We start from the raw sequence: 16,055 nt of genomic DNA, 5'->3' as shown, positions 1-16,055 counted from the left end.
GGCAGCACCAGGAGCCGCTGGACCTAGGCGTCTCCCAGGCGAAGGGGAAGCACACCGTGGCACGCATCGGTGACGGCGGCGATCTGCTCAAGTGCTCGTTCTGCGGCAAGAGCCAGAAGCAGGTCAAGAAGCTCATCGCAGGGCCCGGTGTCTACATCTGCGACGAGTGCATCGATCTCTGCAACGAGATCATCGAGGAAGAACTCGCGGAGACGAGCGAGGTCCGCTGGGAGGAACTCCCCAAGCCCCGTGAGATCTACGAGTTCCTCGAGGGGTACGTCGTGGGCCAGGAGGCCGCCAAGAAGGCGCTCTCGGTCGCGGTGTACAACCACTACAAGCGGGTCCAGGCCGGGGAGAACGGCGGCGCCCAAGGCCGCGACGACGCCATCGAGCTGGCGAAGTCCAACATCCTCCTGCTGGGCCCCACGGGCTCCGGCAAGACACTCCTCGCCCAGACACTGGCACGCATGCTCAACGTCCCGTTCGCCATCGCCGACGCGACCGCGCTCACCGAGGCGGGATACGTCGGCGAGGACGTCGAGAACATCCTGCTCAAGCTGATCCAGGCGGCGGACTACGACGTCAAGAAGGCCGAGACCGGGATCATCTACATCGATGAGATCGACAAGGTCGCCCGCAAGAGCGAAAACCCCTCCATCACCCGGGACGTGAGCGGCGAGGGCGTGCAGCAGGCACTGCTGAAGATCCTGGAGGGCACCACGGCCTCGGTGCCGCCGCAGGGCGGACGCAAGCACCCGCACCAGGAGTTCATCCAGATCGACACGACGAACGTGCTGTTCATCGTGGGCGGTGCCTTCTCGGGTCTGGAGAAGATCATCGAGTCCCGGGCCGGCGCCAAGGGCATCGGCTTCGGCGCGACGATCCGCTCCAAGCGGGAACTCGAGGCCAAGGACCAGTTCGAGGACATCATGCCGGAGGACCTGGTCAAGTTCGGGATGATCCCCGAGTTCATCGGCCGGCTCCCCGTCATCACCTCGGTCCACAACCTGGACCGCGAGGCGCTGCTCCAGATCCTCGTCGAGCCGCGCAACGCGCTGATGAAGCAGTACCAGCGTCTGTTCGAACTCGACGGTGTGGAGCTGGACTTCGAGCGCGAGGCGCTGGAGGCCATCGCCGACCAGGCCATCCTCCGGCAGACCGGCGCCCGCGGCCTGCGCGCCATCATGGAGGAGGTCCTCATGTCGGTGATGTACGAGGTCCCCTCCCGCAAGGACGTGGCCCGCGTCGTCATCACGGCGGACGTCGTTCACTCCAACGTGAACCCCACGCTGATCCCGCGGGACGCCCGCCCCGGCCGGGGCCCGGGCGAGCAGAAGACCGCCTAGCGGCACCACGCACGCGGAAGGGGCCCCGGTCGCTCGACCGGGGCCCCTTCCGCGTCCGGTGCGTCAGGCCTTGACGCGCACGTCGTTGCGGACCTTGGCGGTCAGCGCCGCCGCGTCCGCGATCGAGGTGCTCTTGCCGGCGGCGAGGCCGGCGATGTCGAACGACAGCACGTAGGCCAGGGTGCTGTGGTCCCCCCAGATGCAGAACGGCATCCGCGTGGTCTTGCCCGACTGGCTGCTCTCGATGCTCTGGCACTTCATGATGCCGTCGGAGAACCCGGCGGGGGTGACCTCCTGCGGGCTGCCGACGAGCTTGCCGTCGGAGGACGAACCGTTCTTGGCGTCCTTCTGCATCTGCGCGAACATCGCGTCGACGACCTTCTCCGGGTCGTCGATCGTGCCGTACACGCCGGCGAAGCCGAGGCTCTTGCCGGTAAGGCCCGACCCCGAGGCGTAACCCGCGCTGACGTCCTTGGGGTTCTTCACCCCCCAGGACTCGGTGTCCTTCAGGTCCTTGTCGCTGAGCCCGCCCGCCGAGTCCTGGTCGGACTTCTTGTACGTGCCGTTCAGGATCGTCGCCGGCGCGATCAGCTTGTGCGCCCCGTCGTTGGCGACGCTGCCCGAGCCGCTTCCGCTCCCGCCCAGGAGGAGCGCCGCGCCCACGGCTATCGCGGCCACCACCGCGACCGCGCCGATGATCAGGCCCGTCTTCTTCTTGCCGCCGCCCGGCGCGGGCGGCTGCGGAACGCCGTACGGCTGCTGGCCGTAGGGCGGGGTCTGCGGCGGGACGCCCTGCTGCGGCTGCTGCGGGTAGCCGTAGCCGGGCTGGGCGGGCGGGGGAGCCTGCTGCGGGTAGCCGTAACCGGGCTGGGGAGCCTGCGGCGGCTGCTGGCCGTAAGGCCCCGGCTGACCGTACGGTCCGGGCTGCTGGGGCTGCCCGCCGTACGGGCCCGGTTGGTTGTGACTCATTCCTGGGTTCCCCTCCAGATGCTTATGTGTTCCTGACATCCTGGCGCAGGGGCGCGGTGGGGCACGCGGCGGGGGCCGCACCGTTACACAGGAATCACGTTTCGGGACTGCCCCGTGACACCCCTAAACTGACCCCGTGACCGAGAACGCTCAGCAGCAGCCATCAGCGCCCGAGACCGAACTGCCGACCCAGTACGCGCCGGCCGACGTAGAGGGGCCGCTGTACGAGCGCTGGGTGGAGCGGGGTTACTTCGAGGCGGACGCGAAGAGCGACAAGCCGCCTTTCACCGTCGTCATCCCGCCGCCGAACGTCACCGGCAGCCTGCACCTCGGGCACGCCTTCGAGCACACCCTCATCGACGCCCTCACCCGCCGCAAGCGCATGCAGGGGCACGAGACGCTGTGGCAGCCCGGCATGGACCACGCCGGCATCGCCACGCAGAACGTCGTCGAGCGGGAACTCGGCAAGGAGGGCAAGTCCCGGCACGACCTGGGCCGTGAGGCGTTCGTCGAGCGTGTCTGGCAGTGGAAGGACGAGTCGGGCGGGCAGATCTCCGGCCAGATGCGGCGCCTCGGTGACGGTGTCGCGTGGTCGCGTGAGCGCTTCACCATGGATGAGGGCCTGTCCCAGGCCGTCCAGACCATCTTCAAGCGGCTCTACGACGACGAGTTGATCTACCGCGCCGAGCGCATCATCAACTGGTGCCCGCGCTGTCTCACCGCGATCTCCGACATCGAGGTCGAGTACCAGGACGACGACGGCGAGCTCGTCTCCATGAAGTACGGCGACGGGGACGAGACCATCGTCGTCGCCACCACGCGCGCCGAGACCATGCTCGGTGACACGGCGGTCGCCGTCCATCCCGGCGACGAGCGGTACAAGCACCTGGTGGGCAAGCTCATCAGGCTGCCGCTGACCAACCGTTCCATCCCGGTCGTCGCCGACGAGCACGTCGACCCCGAGTTCGGCACGGGTGCCGTCAAGGTCACCCCGGCCCACGACCCGAACGACTTCGAGATCGGCCGGCGCCACGACCTGCCCGCCATCACGGTCATGGACGAGCACGCCGTCATCACCGTCCCCGGCCCCTTCCAGGGCCAGGACCGCCTCGAAGCCCGGTCCGCGATCGTCGCCGCGCTGCGCGCCGAGGGCCGGATCGTCGCCGAGAAGCGGCCCTACGTCCACTCGGTCGGCCACTGCTCGCGCTGCAAGACCACCATCGAGCCGCGGCTGTCCATGCAGTGGTGGGTCAAGGTCGGCCCGCTGGCGAAGGCGGCCGGCGACGCCGTCCGCGACGGCCGGGTCAGGATCCACCCGCAGGAGATGGAGAAGCGCTACTTCGACTGGGTCGACAACCTCCACGACTGGTGCATCTCGCGACAGTTGTGGTGGGGCCACCGCATCCCCGTCTGGTACGGCCCGAACGGCGAGACCGTCTGTGTCGGCCCCGACGACGAGGCGCCCACCGGCGACGGCTGGCACCAGGACACCGACGTCCTCGACACCTGGTTCTCCTCCGGCCTGTGGCCCTTCTCCACCCTCGGCTGGCCCGAACAGACCGAGAGCCTCGCGAAGTTCTACCCGAACTCCGTCCTGGTCACCGGCTACGACATCCTCTTCTTCTGGGTCGCCCGGATGATGATGTTCGGTCTCTACGCGATGGACGGCACCCCGCCGTTCCACACCATCGCCCTGCACGGCATGGTCCGCGACCAGTTCGGCAAGAAGATGTCCAAGTCCTTCGGCAACGCGGTCAACCCGCTGGACTGGATGGACAAGTACGGCTCCGACGCGCTGCGTTTCACCCTGGCGCGCGGCGCCAACCCGGGCGTCGACGTGCCGATCGGCGAGGACTGGGTCCAGGGCTCCCGCAACTTCGCCAACAAGATCTGGAACGCCACCCGCTTCGCCCTGATGAACGGCGCGACGGTCGAGGGCCCGCTGCCGTACGCCTCCGCGATGTCGGCGACGGACCGCTGGATCCTGTCCCGCCTCAACTCCGTCGTCGCCGAAGTCGACGCGTTCTACGAGGACTTCCAGTTCGCGAAGCTCTCCGACGCGCTGTTCCACTTCGCCTGGGACGAGGTCTTCGACTGGTACGTCGAGCTGTCCAAGACGACGTTCCAGGCGGGCGGCGAGCCCGCCGAGGTCAGCAAGCGGGTCCTCGGCGAGGTCCTCGACGTGACCCTGAGGCTGCTGCACCCGGTCGTCCCCTTCGTCACCGAGACGCTGTGGACGACGCTGACCGGCGGCGAGTCGGTCGTCATCGCCGAGTGGCCGGCCGACTCGGGCTTCCGGGACGCGGCGGCCGAGCAGGAGATCCAGAGCCTCCAGTCGGTGATCACCGAGGTCCGCCGCTTCCGCGCCGACCAGGGCCTCCAGCCCGGCCAGCGGGTTCCGGCCCGGCTGGACCTGGGCGGCACCGCGCTCGCCCCGCACGAGGCGGCTATCCGCCAGCTGTTGCGGCTCCAGCCGGAGGGCGAGGAGTTCTCGGCCACGGCGACCCTGCCGGTCGCCGGCGCGACGGTGGCGCTCGACCTGTCCGGGACGATCGACGTGGCCGCCGAGCGCAAGCGGCTGGCGAAGGACCTCGCCGCCGCGGAGAAGGAGAAGGCGCAGGCGGACGGGAAGCTCGGCAACGAGGCGTTCCTCGCCAAGGCACCGGACAACGTGGTCGAGAAGATCCGCACGCGGCTGGCGAAGGCGGAGGCGGACATGGTGCGGATCGCCGCGCAGCTGGAGCGGCTGCCGCAGTCGTAAACGGGGGTGCGGGGTCGCGGCCCCGCACCCGCTGCTGGGGGCTGCCGCCCCCAGGCCCCCGCTTCGGCCCTGAACGGGCCTCGTCCTCAAACGCCGGACGGGCTGAAGGATCAGCCCCTCCGGCGTTTGAGGAGCGGGGGTCCGGGGGCTGGTCCCCGGGGCGGGGCGAGGCTCCGTAGACTGGGCTCGTGAGCGAGCTCCCCCCGAACGGTGACCACGACCTGCCCGATCCGCTGGATTCCTTCGACGAGATCATCGCCGAGGAGACCGGCCGTGACCCCGATCTCGCGGTCATCGAGGCCGGCAGCCGCACCCTGCGCACCCAGGGCGGCCTGTCCCGCGCCGACGTGCCCACGCGCCCGGCGGACCCCGAGGTCGACAAGGCCCTGCGCGAGGTCGAGGCGGAGCTGGCGACCCGGTGGGGCGAGACCAAGCTGGAGCCGTCCGTCGCCCGGATCGCCGCCCTGGTGGACATGCTGGGCGACCCGCAGCGGTCGTACCCCTCCATCCACATCACGGGGACGAACGGCAAGACGTCCACGGCCCGCATGATCGAGACCCTGCTCGGCGCCTTCGACCTGCGCACCGGGCGCTACACCTCGCCGCACGTGCAGTCCGTGACCGAGCGGATCAGCCTGGACGGGGAGCCCATCTCCGCCGAGCGGTTCATCGAGACCTACCAGGACATCAAGCCGTACGTCGACATGGTGGACGCCTCGCAGGAGTTCAGGCTGTCCTTCTTCGAGGTGCTGACGGCAATGGCGTACGCGGCCTTCGCCGACGCGCCCGTGGACGTCGCCGTCGTCGAGGTCGGCATGGGCGGCAGCTGGGACGCCACCAACGTCATCGACGGGGACGTCGCCGTCGTCACCCCCATCGACCTCGACCACACCGACCGGCTCGGTGGGACGCCCGGCGAGATCGCGGTGGAGAAGGCCGGGATCGTCAAGCGGGACGCGACCGTCGTCCTGGCCCAGCAGCCGGTGGACGCGGCGCAGGTGCTGCTGAAGAAGGCGGCGGAGGTCGACGCGACCGTGGCCCGGGAGGGCCTGGAGTTCGGGGTCGTGGCGCGTCAGGTCGCCGTGGGCGGGCAGCTGCTGACCCTGCGCGGGCTCGGCGGCGAATACCCCGAGGTGTACCTGCCGCTGCACGGCCCCTACCAGGCGCACAACGCGGCCGTCGCGCTGGCCGCCGTCGAGGCGTTCTTCGGCGTCGGCGTCCAGCGGCCCGAGCCGCTCGACATCGACACGGTCCGCAAGGCGTTCGCGGCCGTCACCTCGCCGGGCCGGCTGGAGGTCGTACGGCGCTCGCCGAGCGTCGTCCTGGACGCGGCGCACAACCCGGCGGGTGCCCGCGCCACCGCCGAGGCCGTCGGAGAGGCGTTCGACTTCAGCCGGCTGGTCGGTGTGGTCGGCGCCAGCGGCGACAAGAACGTCAGGGGAGTCCTGGAGGCGTTCGAGCCGATCTTCGCGGAGGTCGTCGTCACACAGAACTCCAGTCACCGCGCGATGGACGCCGACGAGCTGGCGGCGATCGCCGTCGAGGTGTTCGGTGAGGACCGTGTGCAGGTCGAACCGCGCCTGCCCGACGCCCTGGAGGCCGCGATCACGCTGGCCGAGGAGGACGGCGAGTTCGCCGGCGGCGGGGTGCTCGTCACCGGTTCCGTCATCACCGTCGGTGAGGCACGACTGCTTCTGGGAAGGGGCTGAGCCACCGTGCGCACGCTCTGTGCCTCGACCCTGATCGGTGAGGTCTTCATCATCGGCTTCGCCGGCCTGGTCGCGATGAAGGACCCCGACCTGTCCATGACGACGGTGTGGACGGTCAGCGGCATCGCCATGTTCCTGTGCCTGGCGCTGTGCGGCTTCGTCACCCGGCCCGGCGGCGTCGCCCTGGGCTGGGCCCTGCAGATCGCCCTGATCGCCTCCGGTCTCGTCGTCCCGACCATGTTCGTCCTGGGTGCGGCCTTCGCGGCCCTGTGGTGGGCGTCCGTCCACTACGGACGGAAGATCGACGAGGCGAAGGCGAGGTTCGCGGCCCAGGCCGCCGCCTCTACACCTGACGCTGCGTAACGGGTGACCGGACACGCCCTGTAGCCTCGTTTTCCCCGCACCATCACTGACCCGAAGGAGCTCGCCGTGAGCCAGCGCACCCTCGTCCTGCTCAAGCCCGACGCCGTCCGTCGTGGCCTGACCGGCGAGATCATCAGCCGGATCGAGCGCAAGGCCGGCTGGGCGATCACCGCGCTGGAGCTGCGCACGCTGGACCAGGACACGCTGGAGCAGCACTACGGCGAGCACCGGGGCAAGCCGTTCTACGAGCCGCTGGTGGAGTTCATGGCCTCGGGTCCGGTCGTGGCGCTGATCGTCGAGGGCGAGCGGGTCATCGAGGGCGTGCGCGCGCTCGCCGGTCCCACCGACCCGATCGCCGCCGCCCCCGGCTCCATCCGCGGCGACTACGGTGTGATCGTCCGGGAGAACCTGATCCACGCCTCCGACTCCGAGGAGTCGGCCGAGCGCGAGGTGAAGATCTTCTTCCCCGGCCGCGGCTGAGCCGGACGGACGCGTTCTTTCGAGGGGCCGTCAGGTCCCTCACCTGCCTGACCTGGGACGGCCGCGCGCTTCCGGCCGTCCCGCGGCATATGCGTGGCGATCGGGGGAACGCATGCCCCCGATGGGCCGTCTCCACAAGCGGGGCGGCACATGATCTGCTGACAATGGCGAAGACCCTCGCGCAGTGTTCGGGCAGGCGCGTCTACGATGGAAGCCTGCACGTCACAGCACCCACCTCGCCGACCTGAAACGCCCTCAAAAGCTCATGGGAAGGCCAGTCGAATCCTGATGGGGAACTCAATGTCGTTCATCGGCCGTGACATGGCTGTCGACCTCGGGACCGCCAACACGCTGGTGTACGTCAGGGGTCGCGGGATCGTACTCAACGAGCCGTCCGTCGTCGCGATCAACACCAACACCGGTGGCATCCTCGCGGTCGGCGCCGAAGCGAAGAAGATGATCGGGCGGACCCCCGGCAACATCGTTGCCGTGCGCCCGCTGAAGGACGGCGTGATCGCCGACTTCGAGATCACCGAGCGGATGCTCCGCTACTTCATCCTGAAGATCCACAAGCGGAGGTACCTGGCTCGTCCGCGGGTCGTCGTCTGTGTGCCCTCGGGCATCACGGGGGTCGAGCGCCGTGCCGTCATCGAGGCGACGTCCCAGGCCGGCGCCCGGCAGGTGCACATCATCGAGGAGCCCATGGCCGCGGCCATCGGCTCCGGTCTGCCCGTCCACGAGGCGACCGGCAACATGGTGGTGGACATCGGCGGCGGCACCACGGAGGTCGCGGTCATCTCGCTCGGCGGTATCGTCACCGCCCAGTCCATCCGCGTCGCGGGCGACGAACTGGACAGCTCGATCATCCAGCACATCAAGAAGGAGTACTCCCTCCTCCTGGGTGAGCGGACTGCCGAACAGATCAAGATCACGATCGGTTCGGCGTACGAACTCGACGCCGACGAGCACACCGAAATCCGTGGCCGGGACCTCGTCTCCGGGCTGCCCAAGACCGTCGTCATCTCGGCCGCCGAAGTGCGCAAGGCGATCGAGGAGCCCGTCAACGCCATCGTCGACGCCGTCAAGACGACACTGGACAAGTGCCCGCCGGAGCTGTCCGGCGACATTATGGACCGGGGCATCGTGCTGACCGGAGGCGGAGCGCTGCTGCGCGGGCTCGACGAACGGCTGCGCCGCGAGACCGGCATGCCGATCCACATCGCCGAGGACCCGCTGGACAGCGTGGCGCTCGGATCCGGCAAGTGTGTCGAGGAGTTCGAGGCGCTCCAGCAGGTGCTGGACGCCCAGCCGCGCAGATGACGTAACGCTTCGATTCCGCCGTACGGGATGATCTCCTCTCGTACGGCGGATCGTTGACATAGATGCATAAGCTCCCCTATAGCGTCCGGGTCTCCCGTGGCGCCACACACGAATTCCCGTATCACGACGAGGAAGGGCACGGCCGCCGCACGTGAGGGACACACGAGAGAGCCGGCTGCTCCTGGTGCTGCTGATCGCCGTCGCATTCGCGCTGATCACGGTCGACATCCGCGGTGGGGAGGACTCACCGGTCGACGGTGCCCGCCAGGCCGCGGCCACCGTCTTCGGCCCGATCGAGAACGGCGTGTCGGGCGCGGTCGCCCCGGTCGGCAACGCCGTCTCCGCGATCCGTGACTCCGGCGACCGGCACGACCGGCTCGCCGCGCTGGAGAAGGACAACGCGGCTCTCAAGGCGAAGCTCGGCAGCGACGACCGCAACCGCAGCCGCCTCTCCCAGCTCGACCGGATGCTGAAGATCGCCGGCCAGGGCCAGTACGGCATCAAGGGCGCCGAGGTCATCGCGATAGGAGCGGCCCAGGGCTTCTCCTGGACCATCACCATCGACGCCGGCGCCAACGACGGACTCAAGCGCGACATGACCGTCCTGAACGGGGACGGACTGGTCGGGCGGGTGACGACGGTCGGCCCGAACACGGCCACCGTGCTCCTCGCCAACGACCCCGACTTCACCGTCGGCACCCGCATGGAGTCCAGCGACGAACTCGGCTTCGCCTCCGGACAGGGCGACCGCCCGCTGCGCGTCGAACTCCTCAACGGCAAGGCCGAGGTGAAGAAGGGCGACCGTCTGGTCACCTTCGGCTCGCAGGCCGACAAGCCGTTCGTGCCCGGCGTCCCGGTCGGCTACGTCTCCCGCGTGGACCCCTCCGGCGGCGGCCTCACCCGCACCCTCTACGTCACGCCGTACGTCGGCTTCACCAAGCTCGACATCGTCGGCGTCGTCGTCGAGGCCCCGAAGAAGGACCCGCGCGACACGGTGCTCCCGAAGAAACCCAGGCCGACCCCCACGCCGACCGTGACGGTGACCGTCACCCCGTCCGGACAGCCGGTCGACGGCCAGACCCAGCAAGATCAGTAGGAGCTGTAGCCCATGCGCGTCAACCGGATCCTGCTGTCCGCCGCCCTCGTCGTCGTCGCCCTGGTGGTCCAGGTGAGCGTCCTGGCCCGCCTCCACCTGCCCGGTGCCGTCCCGGACCTGCTGCTGCTCACCGTCCTCGGCCTCGCCATGGTGTACGGCCATGTCGGCGGCGCCCTCGTCGGGTTCGGCGCCGGCCTGCTCGCCGACCTCGCCCCGCCCGCCGACCACGCCGCCGGCCGCTACGCGCTGGTGCTGTGCGTGATCGGCTACCTCGCCGGGCTCGTGAAACCGGAGAACGGCCGCCTCAAGTCGGCCACCGGGCCCATGCTCGTCGTGGTCGCCGCGGCCGTCGGCTCCACCCTGCTGTACGCCGGCGTGGGCGCCCTCGTCGGTGACACCGCCGCCCGCCATGTGGGCCTGCCCGGCCTGCTGTTCTCCGCCGCCCTGTACGACCTGCTGCTGGCGCCGTTCGTGGTCCCCGGCATCATGGCGCTGGCCCGGCGCGCCGACAACGACCCGCTGGCCGAGGCCGGTTCCTCGGCCGGCGCCACCGACATCTCCTCCGGCTGGCTGTCCGCCGGAACGGGCCTGCGGATCGGCGGCCAGCGCAACGGACTGAGGGTCAAGGCGGCCCGCGCCCGCACCGCCCGCGCCGGACGCATCAAGGGGGTCAAGCGGCTGTGACACACGCGCAGTCGGCCGGCCTCTCGGCTCACAGGTCCGTCGTATATGACTCGTACCACTCGTGCACGCATCACACCGCGCATGCGCACACCCCGCATTCGCACGGCTCGCACCAGCACCGCCCGCACGCGCTCTGCCCGCACACGCTCTGAGAGGGGAAGGCGGCCGCAGTGACCAACGCCCACCCGTCGCCCACCACCACCCTGTCGCGCGATGGGCTCCGCCCATGACCAACATCCCGGAGACCGGTCGGACCCCGCGCGTCCAGATCAGGCTCGTCGTCATCCAGATCCTCGTCCTCTCCCTGCTGGGCACCCTCGGCGGCCGCCTGTGGTACCTCCAGATCCGGGAGGGCGCCGCATACGCCAAGGAGGCGTCGGGCAACCACGTCCAGCAGGTCGTCGAGCCCGCCGTGCGCGGCTCGATCCTCGACGCCCGGGGCGTGCCGATCGCCGACAACGAGACCCGTCTCGTCGTCTCCGCCTCCCGCACCGACCTGCTGAAGATGCCGGACGACGGCAAGGCGGTCCTCACCAAGCTGGCCGGCGTGCTCGGGCTGGCCCCCGCGGACGTGATGCAGAAGGTGCGGCTGTGCGACGCGAAGACGCCGCAGCCCTGCTGGAACGGATCGCCGTACCAGCCGATCCCGATCACCGACGAGGCCACCCCCAAGCAGGCGCTGCAGATCCGCGAGCGCTCCGAGGACTTCCCCGGCATCACCGCCGAGCCGGAGGCCGTGCGCCGCTACCCGGGCCCCGGCGGCGCCAACACCTCCCAGGTCCTCGGATACCTCTCGCCCGTCACCGACGACGAGATCACCAAGGCCCAGGACACCGACTCGCCCTACCTGCGCTCCGACCAGGTCGGCCGGTCGGGCCTGGAGCGCCAGTACGACAAGGTGCTGCGCGGCAAGGCGGGCGTCACCCGCTACGAGGTCGACAACCTCGGCCGGGTCATCGGCCAGGCCGAGTCCGACGCCGCCGAGCCCGGCTCCGCCCTCGTCACCAGCATCGACTCCCGCGTGCAGCGGGTCGCCGAGTACGAGCTGAACGACGCGATGAAGATCGCCCGCCAGCAGTTCGACAAGATCACCGGCGAGAACTACAAGGCCGACTCCGGCGCCGTCGTCGTGATGGAGGCCAAGACCGGCCGTGTCGTCGCCATGGCGTCCGCCCCGACGTACGACCCGAACGTCTGGGTCGGCGGCATCTCCGCCAAGGACTACCGGCAGCTGACCGGGAAGAACTCCGACTACCCGCTGCTCAACCGGGCCATACAGGGTCAGTCCGCGCCCGGTTCGACCTTCAAGGTGGTCTCCACGGCCGCCGCGGTCGAGGCCGGCTACGAGTGGGACGGCGGCTACCCCTGCACCAGCTCCTACTCGGTGGGCGGCCAGGTCTTCAAGAACTTCGAGGGCGAGAGCTTCGGTCCCATCTCCCTCGGCCGCGCCCTTGAGGTCTCCTGCGACACCGTCTTCTACGGCCTGGCCGACCGGGAGTGGAAGAAGGACGGCGGCATCAACCCGAAGAAGGGTGAGCCGAAGGACTACTTCTACAAGGCCGCCCACCAGTTCGGCCTCGGCCGGGAGACCGGCGTCGACCTGCCCAACGAGGTCACCGGCCGCGTCCCCGACCGCCAGTGGAAGGAGAGCTACTGGAAGGCCAACAAGGACGGCTGGTGCAAGACCGGCAAGAAGGACGGCAGTTACGTCGAGAAGATCGCGTACGAGAACTGCCTCGAAGGCAACAAGATGCGCGAGGGCGACTCGATCAACTACTCCATCGGCCAGGGCGACACCCTCGTCACGCCGATGCAGGAAGCCGTGATCTACGGGGCGCTCGCCAACGGCGGCACCATGTACACCCCGACCATCGGCAAGGCCGTCATCAGCGCCGACGGCAAGTCGGTGCGGGAGATCAAGCCCAAGGTCCAGCGGAAGCTGCCGGTGGACCAGGCGACCGTCAAGGGCATGGACGCCGCCCTGGAGGGCGTGGTCACCCGCGGTACCGCCGCCTGGAAGTTCGGCGGCTGGCCGCAGGACAAGATCCCGCTGCACGCCAAGACCGGTACCGCCGAGGTCTACGGCAAGCAGACGACGTCCTGGCTCGCCACGTACAGCAAGGACTACACGGTCATCATGACGATCGCCCAGGCCGGTACCGGTTCCGGTGCCTCCGGTGAGGCCGTGCGGCACATCTACAACGCCCTGTACGGCGTCGCCGCCGACGGCACCATCGACAAGAAGAACGCCCTGCTGCCCACCCCGCAGAAGGGCCTGCCGAAGGTCCGCACGGACGGCACGATCAAGTCCCCCAAGGTCGCCAAGGACCCGGCCAAGGACCAGCGGGCCAGCCAGGAGGGCCAGGCCCAGCCGGACGAGCAGCAGCCCGGGGCCACCACGCCGACGGCCACCGCCACCAACCGTGACACGCGCCGGCGACGGCGCGCGAGGGGAAGCCGGAGGATGCTCACATGACGGGTGCGAACGGTTTCTCCGTCTCCGGGTACGGGCCCCAGCGCGCGGGCTGGACGCGGGTGTTCGCCCGTGACTCCCTCGCACGCCGGCTCGACTGGCCGATACTGCTGGCGGGTCTGTCCCTGTCGCTGATCGGCTCGGTGCTCGTCTTCTCGGCGACCCGCAACCGGACCGAGATCAACCAGGGCGACCAGTACTACTTCCTGATCCGGCACCTCATGAACACCGGCATCGGGTTCGCCCTGATGCTCGGCACGGTCTGGCTCGGCCACCGCACCCTGCGCACGGCCGTGCCCCTCCTGTACGGCGCCTCGCTGTTCCTGCTCCTGATGGTGCTCACCCCCCTGGGCTCGACGGTCAACGGCGCGCACTCGTGGATCGTGTTCGGCGGCGGCTTCTCCCTCCAGCCCTCGGAGTTCGTGAAGATCACGATCATCCTGGGCATGGCGATGCTGCTGGCGGCCCGGGTCGACGCGGGCGACAAGCCGTACCCCGACCACCGCACGGTGCTGCAGGCCCTCGGCCTGGCCGCCGTACCGATGATGGTCGTGATGCTCATGCCCGACCTCGGATCGGTCATGGTGATGGTCATCATCGTGCTGGGGGTGCTACTGGCCTCCGGCGCCTCAAACCGCTGGGTGTTCGGCCTCATCGCGGCGGGCGCGACCGGCGCGATCGCGGTCTGGCAGCTGCACATCCTGGACGAGTACCAGATCGCCCGCTTCGCCGCCTTCGCCAACCCCAGCCTCGACCCGGCCGGCGTCGGCTACAACACCAACCAGGCCCGGATCGCGATCGGTTCGGGCGGCCTGACCGGCGCGGGCCTCTTCCACGGCTCGCAGACCACCGGCCAGTTCGTGCCGGAGCAGCAGACCGACTTCGTCTTCACGGTGGCGGGGGAGGAACTGGGCTTCGCCGGCGCGGGCCTCATCATCCTGCTGCTGGGCGTCGTCCTGTGGCGCGCCTGCCGTATCGCCCGCGACTCGACCGAGCTCTACGGCACGATCGTCGCGGCCGGGATCGTCGCGTGGCTCGCCTTCCAGAGCTTCGAGAACGTCGGCATGACGCTCGGCATCATGCCGGTGACCGGTCTGCCGCTGCCGTTCGTGTCCTACGGAGGATCGTCGATGTTCGCCGTGTGGGTCGGGGTGGGGCTGCTCCAGTCGATCAAGGTGCAGCGGCCGATGTCGGCGTAGTGGGCGGGTGAGCCGGGGCCGTCACGGGCAGCCCGGCTCACCCGTGCGAAGGCGGCCCTCTGCCCTATCCGCCCCCCGCCCACTAGATTCAGGTCATGGTGGACACCAAGCGTGAGATCGAGCGCAAGTACGAGTCCGACGACAGCGGACTGCCCGACCTGACCGGCGTCGCCGGGGTCGCGTCCGTCGTCGACAAGGGGGTCGCGCGTCTGGACGCCACCTACCACGACACCGCCGACGAGCGCCTGGCCGCCGCCTCGATCACGCTGCGCCGCCGCACCGGCGGGTCCGACGCGGGCTGGCACCTGAAACTCCCCGTCGCACCGGGCGTGCGCGACGAGTACCGGGCGCCGCTCTCCGACACCGTCCCCGCCGAACTCGCCGCGCTCGTCCGCTCCCGGGTGCGCGGGGCCGAACTGGTACCCGTGGTCCGGCTGCGCTCCGAGCGGGACGTACGCGACCTCGTGGACGTGGCCGGCCGGCTGCTCGCCGAGGTGAGCGTCGACGCCGTGCACGCCGAACGGCTCACCGGGGGCGGCGGCAGCGCCCAGTGGACCGAGATCGAGGTGGAACTCGCCGACGACGGCGACCCGGCCTTCCTCGACAAGGTGGAGAAGCGGCTGCGCAGGGCGGGCGTACAGCCGTCCAAGTCCGCGTCCAAGCTGGCGCGGGCACTCACCGAGACCGCCCCGCGCGGCGGCGGGAAGCGCCGCCGGAAGCGGGCGGCGGCTGAGCCCGTGACGGCCGGCGACCACGTCCTCGCCTACCTCCGCGCGCAGCGTGACGCCGTCGTCGAACTCGACCCGGCCGTCCGGCGCGACGAGGAGGACTCCGTGCACCGGATGCGGGTCGCCACCCGGCGCACGCGCAGCGCGCTGCGCTCCTACGGCAAGGTCCTCGACCGCGCGGTCACCGCTCCGCTCGGCGTCGAGCTGAAGTGGCTGGCCGGCGAACTCGGCGTGGACCGGGACCGGGAGGTGCTGACCGCGCGGCTGACGGCGGCCCTCGCCGCGGTGCCCGACCCGCTGGTCTCGGGCCCCGTCACCGCCCGCCTGCTGACCTGGGCGAACGCCCGGCGCGGTGGTTCGCGCCAACGGCTGATCGGCGTCCTGGACTCCGCGCGGTACCTGGCCCTGCTCGACGCGCTGGACGGCCTGATCGCCGGCCCGCCGCTGCTGCCGGCCGCCGCCGGCAAACCCGCCAAGGTGATCGCCAAGGCCGTACGGAAGGACTTCGGGAAGCTCTCCGGGCTCGTCACCGAGGCCGTCGCGCTGCCGCCGGGGCCAGACCGTGACGTCGCCGTGCACGAGGCCCGCAAGCAGGCCAAGCGCACCCGGTACGCGGCGGAGGCCGCCGCACCCGCCCTCGGCGCCACCGCGTCCGCCCTGGCCAAGGACATGAAGTCGCTCCAGGGCCTGCTCGGCGACCACCAGGACAGCGTCATGGTGCGCCGGACCCTGCGCGAGATCTCCGCGGTCGCGCACGCGGCGGGCGAGAGCTCCTTCACCTACGGGCTGCTGTACGGCCGCGAGGAGCAGCGCGCGGCCGCCGTGGAGGCCGCGCTGCCCGGGGCGTGGCGGGCGATCACGGGCGGGACGGCCGTCTGACGGTCCGGGGTGGCGCCGCGTTCGCGTTAGGCTGGATGGTCACCCCTG

Annotated in this window: 12 protein-coding genes; 11 read left to right on the top strand and 1 reads right to left on the bottom strand. The window is 70.2% G+C overall.

What is annotated here, in order from left to right; all coding sequences use genetic code 11:
* Window positions 1–56 precede the first annotated feature (56 nt).
* Entirely contained in the window at window positions 57–1,346 is a 1,290-nt protein-coding gene (clpX, locus tag ABZT03_RS15775; RefSeq protein ID WP_356039086.1) for an ATP-dependent Clp protease ATP-binding subunit ClpX, read from the top strand.
* Window positions 1,347–1,409: 63 nt separating this feature from the next.
* On the opposite strand, the gene ABZT03_RS15770 is transcribed toward clpX, so the two are convergent.
* Window positions 1,410–2,315, bottom strand: coding sequence for a hypothetical protein (locus ABZT03_RS15770; protein ID WP_356039083.1), 906 nt, complete (start codon window positions 2,313–2,315; stop codon window positions 1,410–1,412).
* Between the two features lie 136 nt (window positions 2,316–2,451).
* Here ABZT03_RS15770 and ABZT03_RS15765 point away from each other — a divergent pair, with 136 nt between their 5' ends.
* From ABZT03_RS15765 to ABZT03_RS15720, 10 genes are all read left to right on the top strand, one after another.
* Complete coding sequence (locus ABZT03_RS15765) at window positions 2,452–5,076, top strand: valine--tRNA ligase (protein WP_356039080.1); 2,625 nt, start codon at window positions 2,452–2,454, stop codon at window positions 5,074–5,076.
* Window positions 5,077–5,264: 188 nt separating this feature from the next.
* Complete coding sequence (locus ABZT03_RS15760) at window positions 5,265–6,785, top strand: folylpolyglutamate synthase/dihydrofolate synthase family protein (protein WP_356039077.1); 1,521 nt, start codon at window positions 5,265–5,267, stop codon at window positions 6,783–6,785.
* Window positions 6,786–6,791: 6 nt separating this feature from the next.
* A complete protein-coding gene (locus tag ABZT03_RS15755; RefSeq protein ID WP_356039075.1) occupies window positions 6,792–7,148 on the top strand; it encodes a DUF4233 domain-containing protein in 357 nt (118 codons plus the stop codon).
* A gap of 66 nt (window positions 7,149–7,214) precedes the next feature.
* Window positions 7,215–7,628, top strand: a complete 414-nt coding sequence (gene ndk, locus ABZT03_RS15750; protein WP_356039072.1) for a nucleoside-diphosphate kinase — start codon at window positions 7,215–7,217, stop codon at window positions 7,626–7,628.
* Window positions 7,629–7,928: 300 nt separating this feature from the next.
* Window positions 7,929–8,948, top strand: a complete 1,020-nt coding sequence (locus tag ABZT03_RS15745) for a rod shape-determining protein (RefSeq protein ID WP_356039069.1) — start codon at window positions 7,929–7,931, stop codon at window positions 8,946–8,948.
* Between the two features lie 151 nt (window positions 8,949–9,099).
* Entirely contained in the window at window positions 9,100–10,044 is a 945-nt protein-coding gene (mreC, locus tag ABZT03_RS15740) for a rod shape-determining protein MreC (protein ID WP_356039066.1), read from the top strand.
* A 12-nt stretch (window positions 10,045–10,056) separates the two neighbouring features.
* The gene (gene mreD / locus ABZT03_RS15735) at window positions 10,057–10,728 is read left to right on the top strand and encodes a rod shape-determining protein MreD (protein ID WP_356039062.1); all 672 of its coding nucleotides are present in this window, start codon (window positions 10,057–10,059) and stop codon (window positions 10,726–10,728) included.
* Between the two features lie 226 nt (window positions 10,729–10,954).
* Complete coding sequence (gene mrdA, locus ABZT03_RS15730) at window positions 10,955–13,204, top strand: penicillin-binding protein 2 (RefSeq protein ID WP_356039059.1); 2,250 nt, start codon at window positions 10,955–10,957, stop codon at window positions 13,202–13,204.
* Window positions 13,201–14,400: a rod shape-determining protein RodA gene (gene rodA, locus ABZT03_RS15725; protein WP_356039056.1), complete on the top strand. Its 1,200-nt coding sequence runs from the start codon at window positions 13,201–13,203 to the stop codon at window positions 14,398–14,400. Before mrdA ends, rodA begins: the two co-directional genes overlap by 4 nt.
* Before the next feature lie 95 nt (window positions 14,401–14,495).
* Window positions 14,496–16,007, top strand: a complete 1,512-nt coding sequence (locus ABZT03_RS15720; protein ID WP_356039053.1) for a CYTH and CHAD domain-containing protein — start codon at window positions 14,496–14,498, stop codon at window positions 16,005–16,007.
* Window positions 16,008–16,055 lie beyond the last annotated feature (48 nt).

Origin of the sequence: Streptomyces sp. NPDC005574, assembly GCF_040605435.1 — a bacterium.
In the GTDB taxonomy this organism is placed as follows: domain Bacteria; phylum Actinomycetota; class Actinomycetes; order Streptomycetales; family Streptomycetaceae; genus Streptomyces.
Note: the sequence above shows the minus strand (reverse complement) of the source record. Positions and strands in the feature narration are given on the sequence as shown.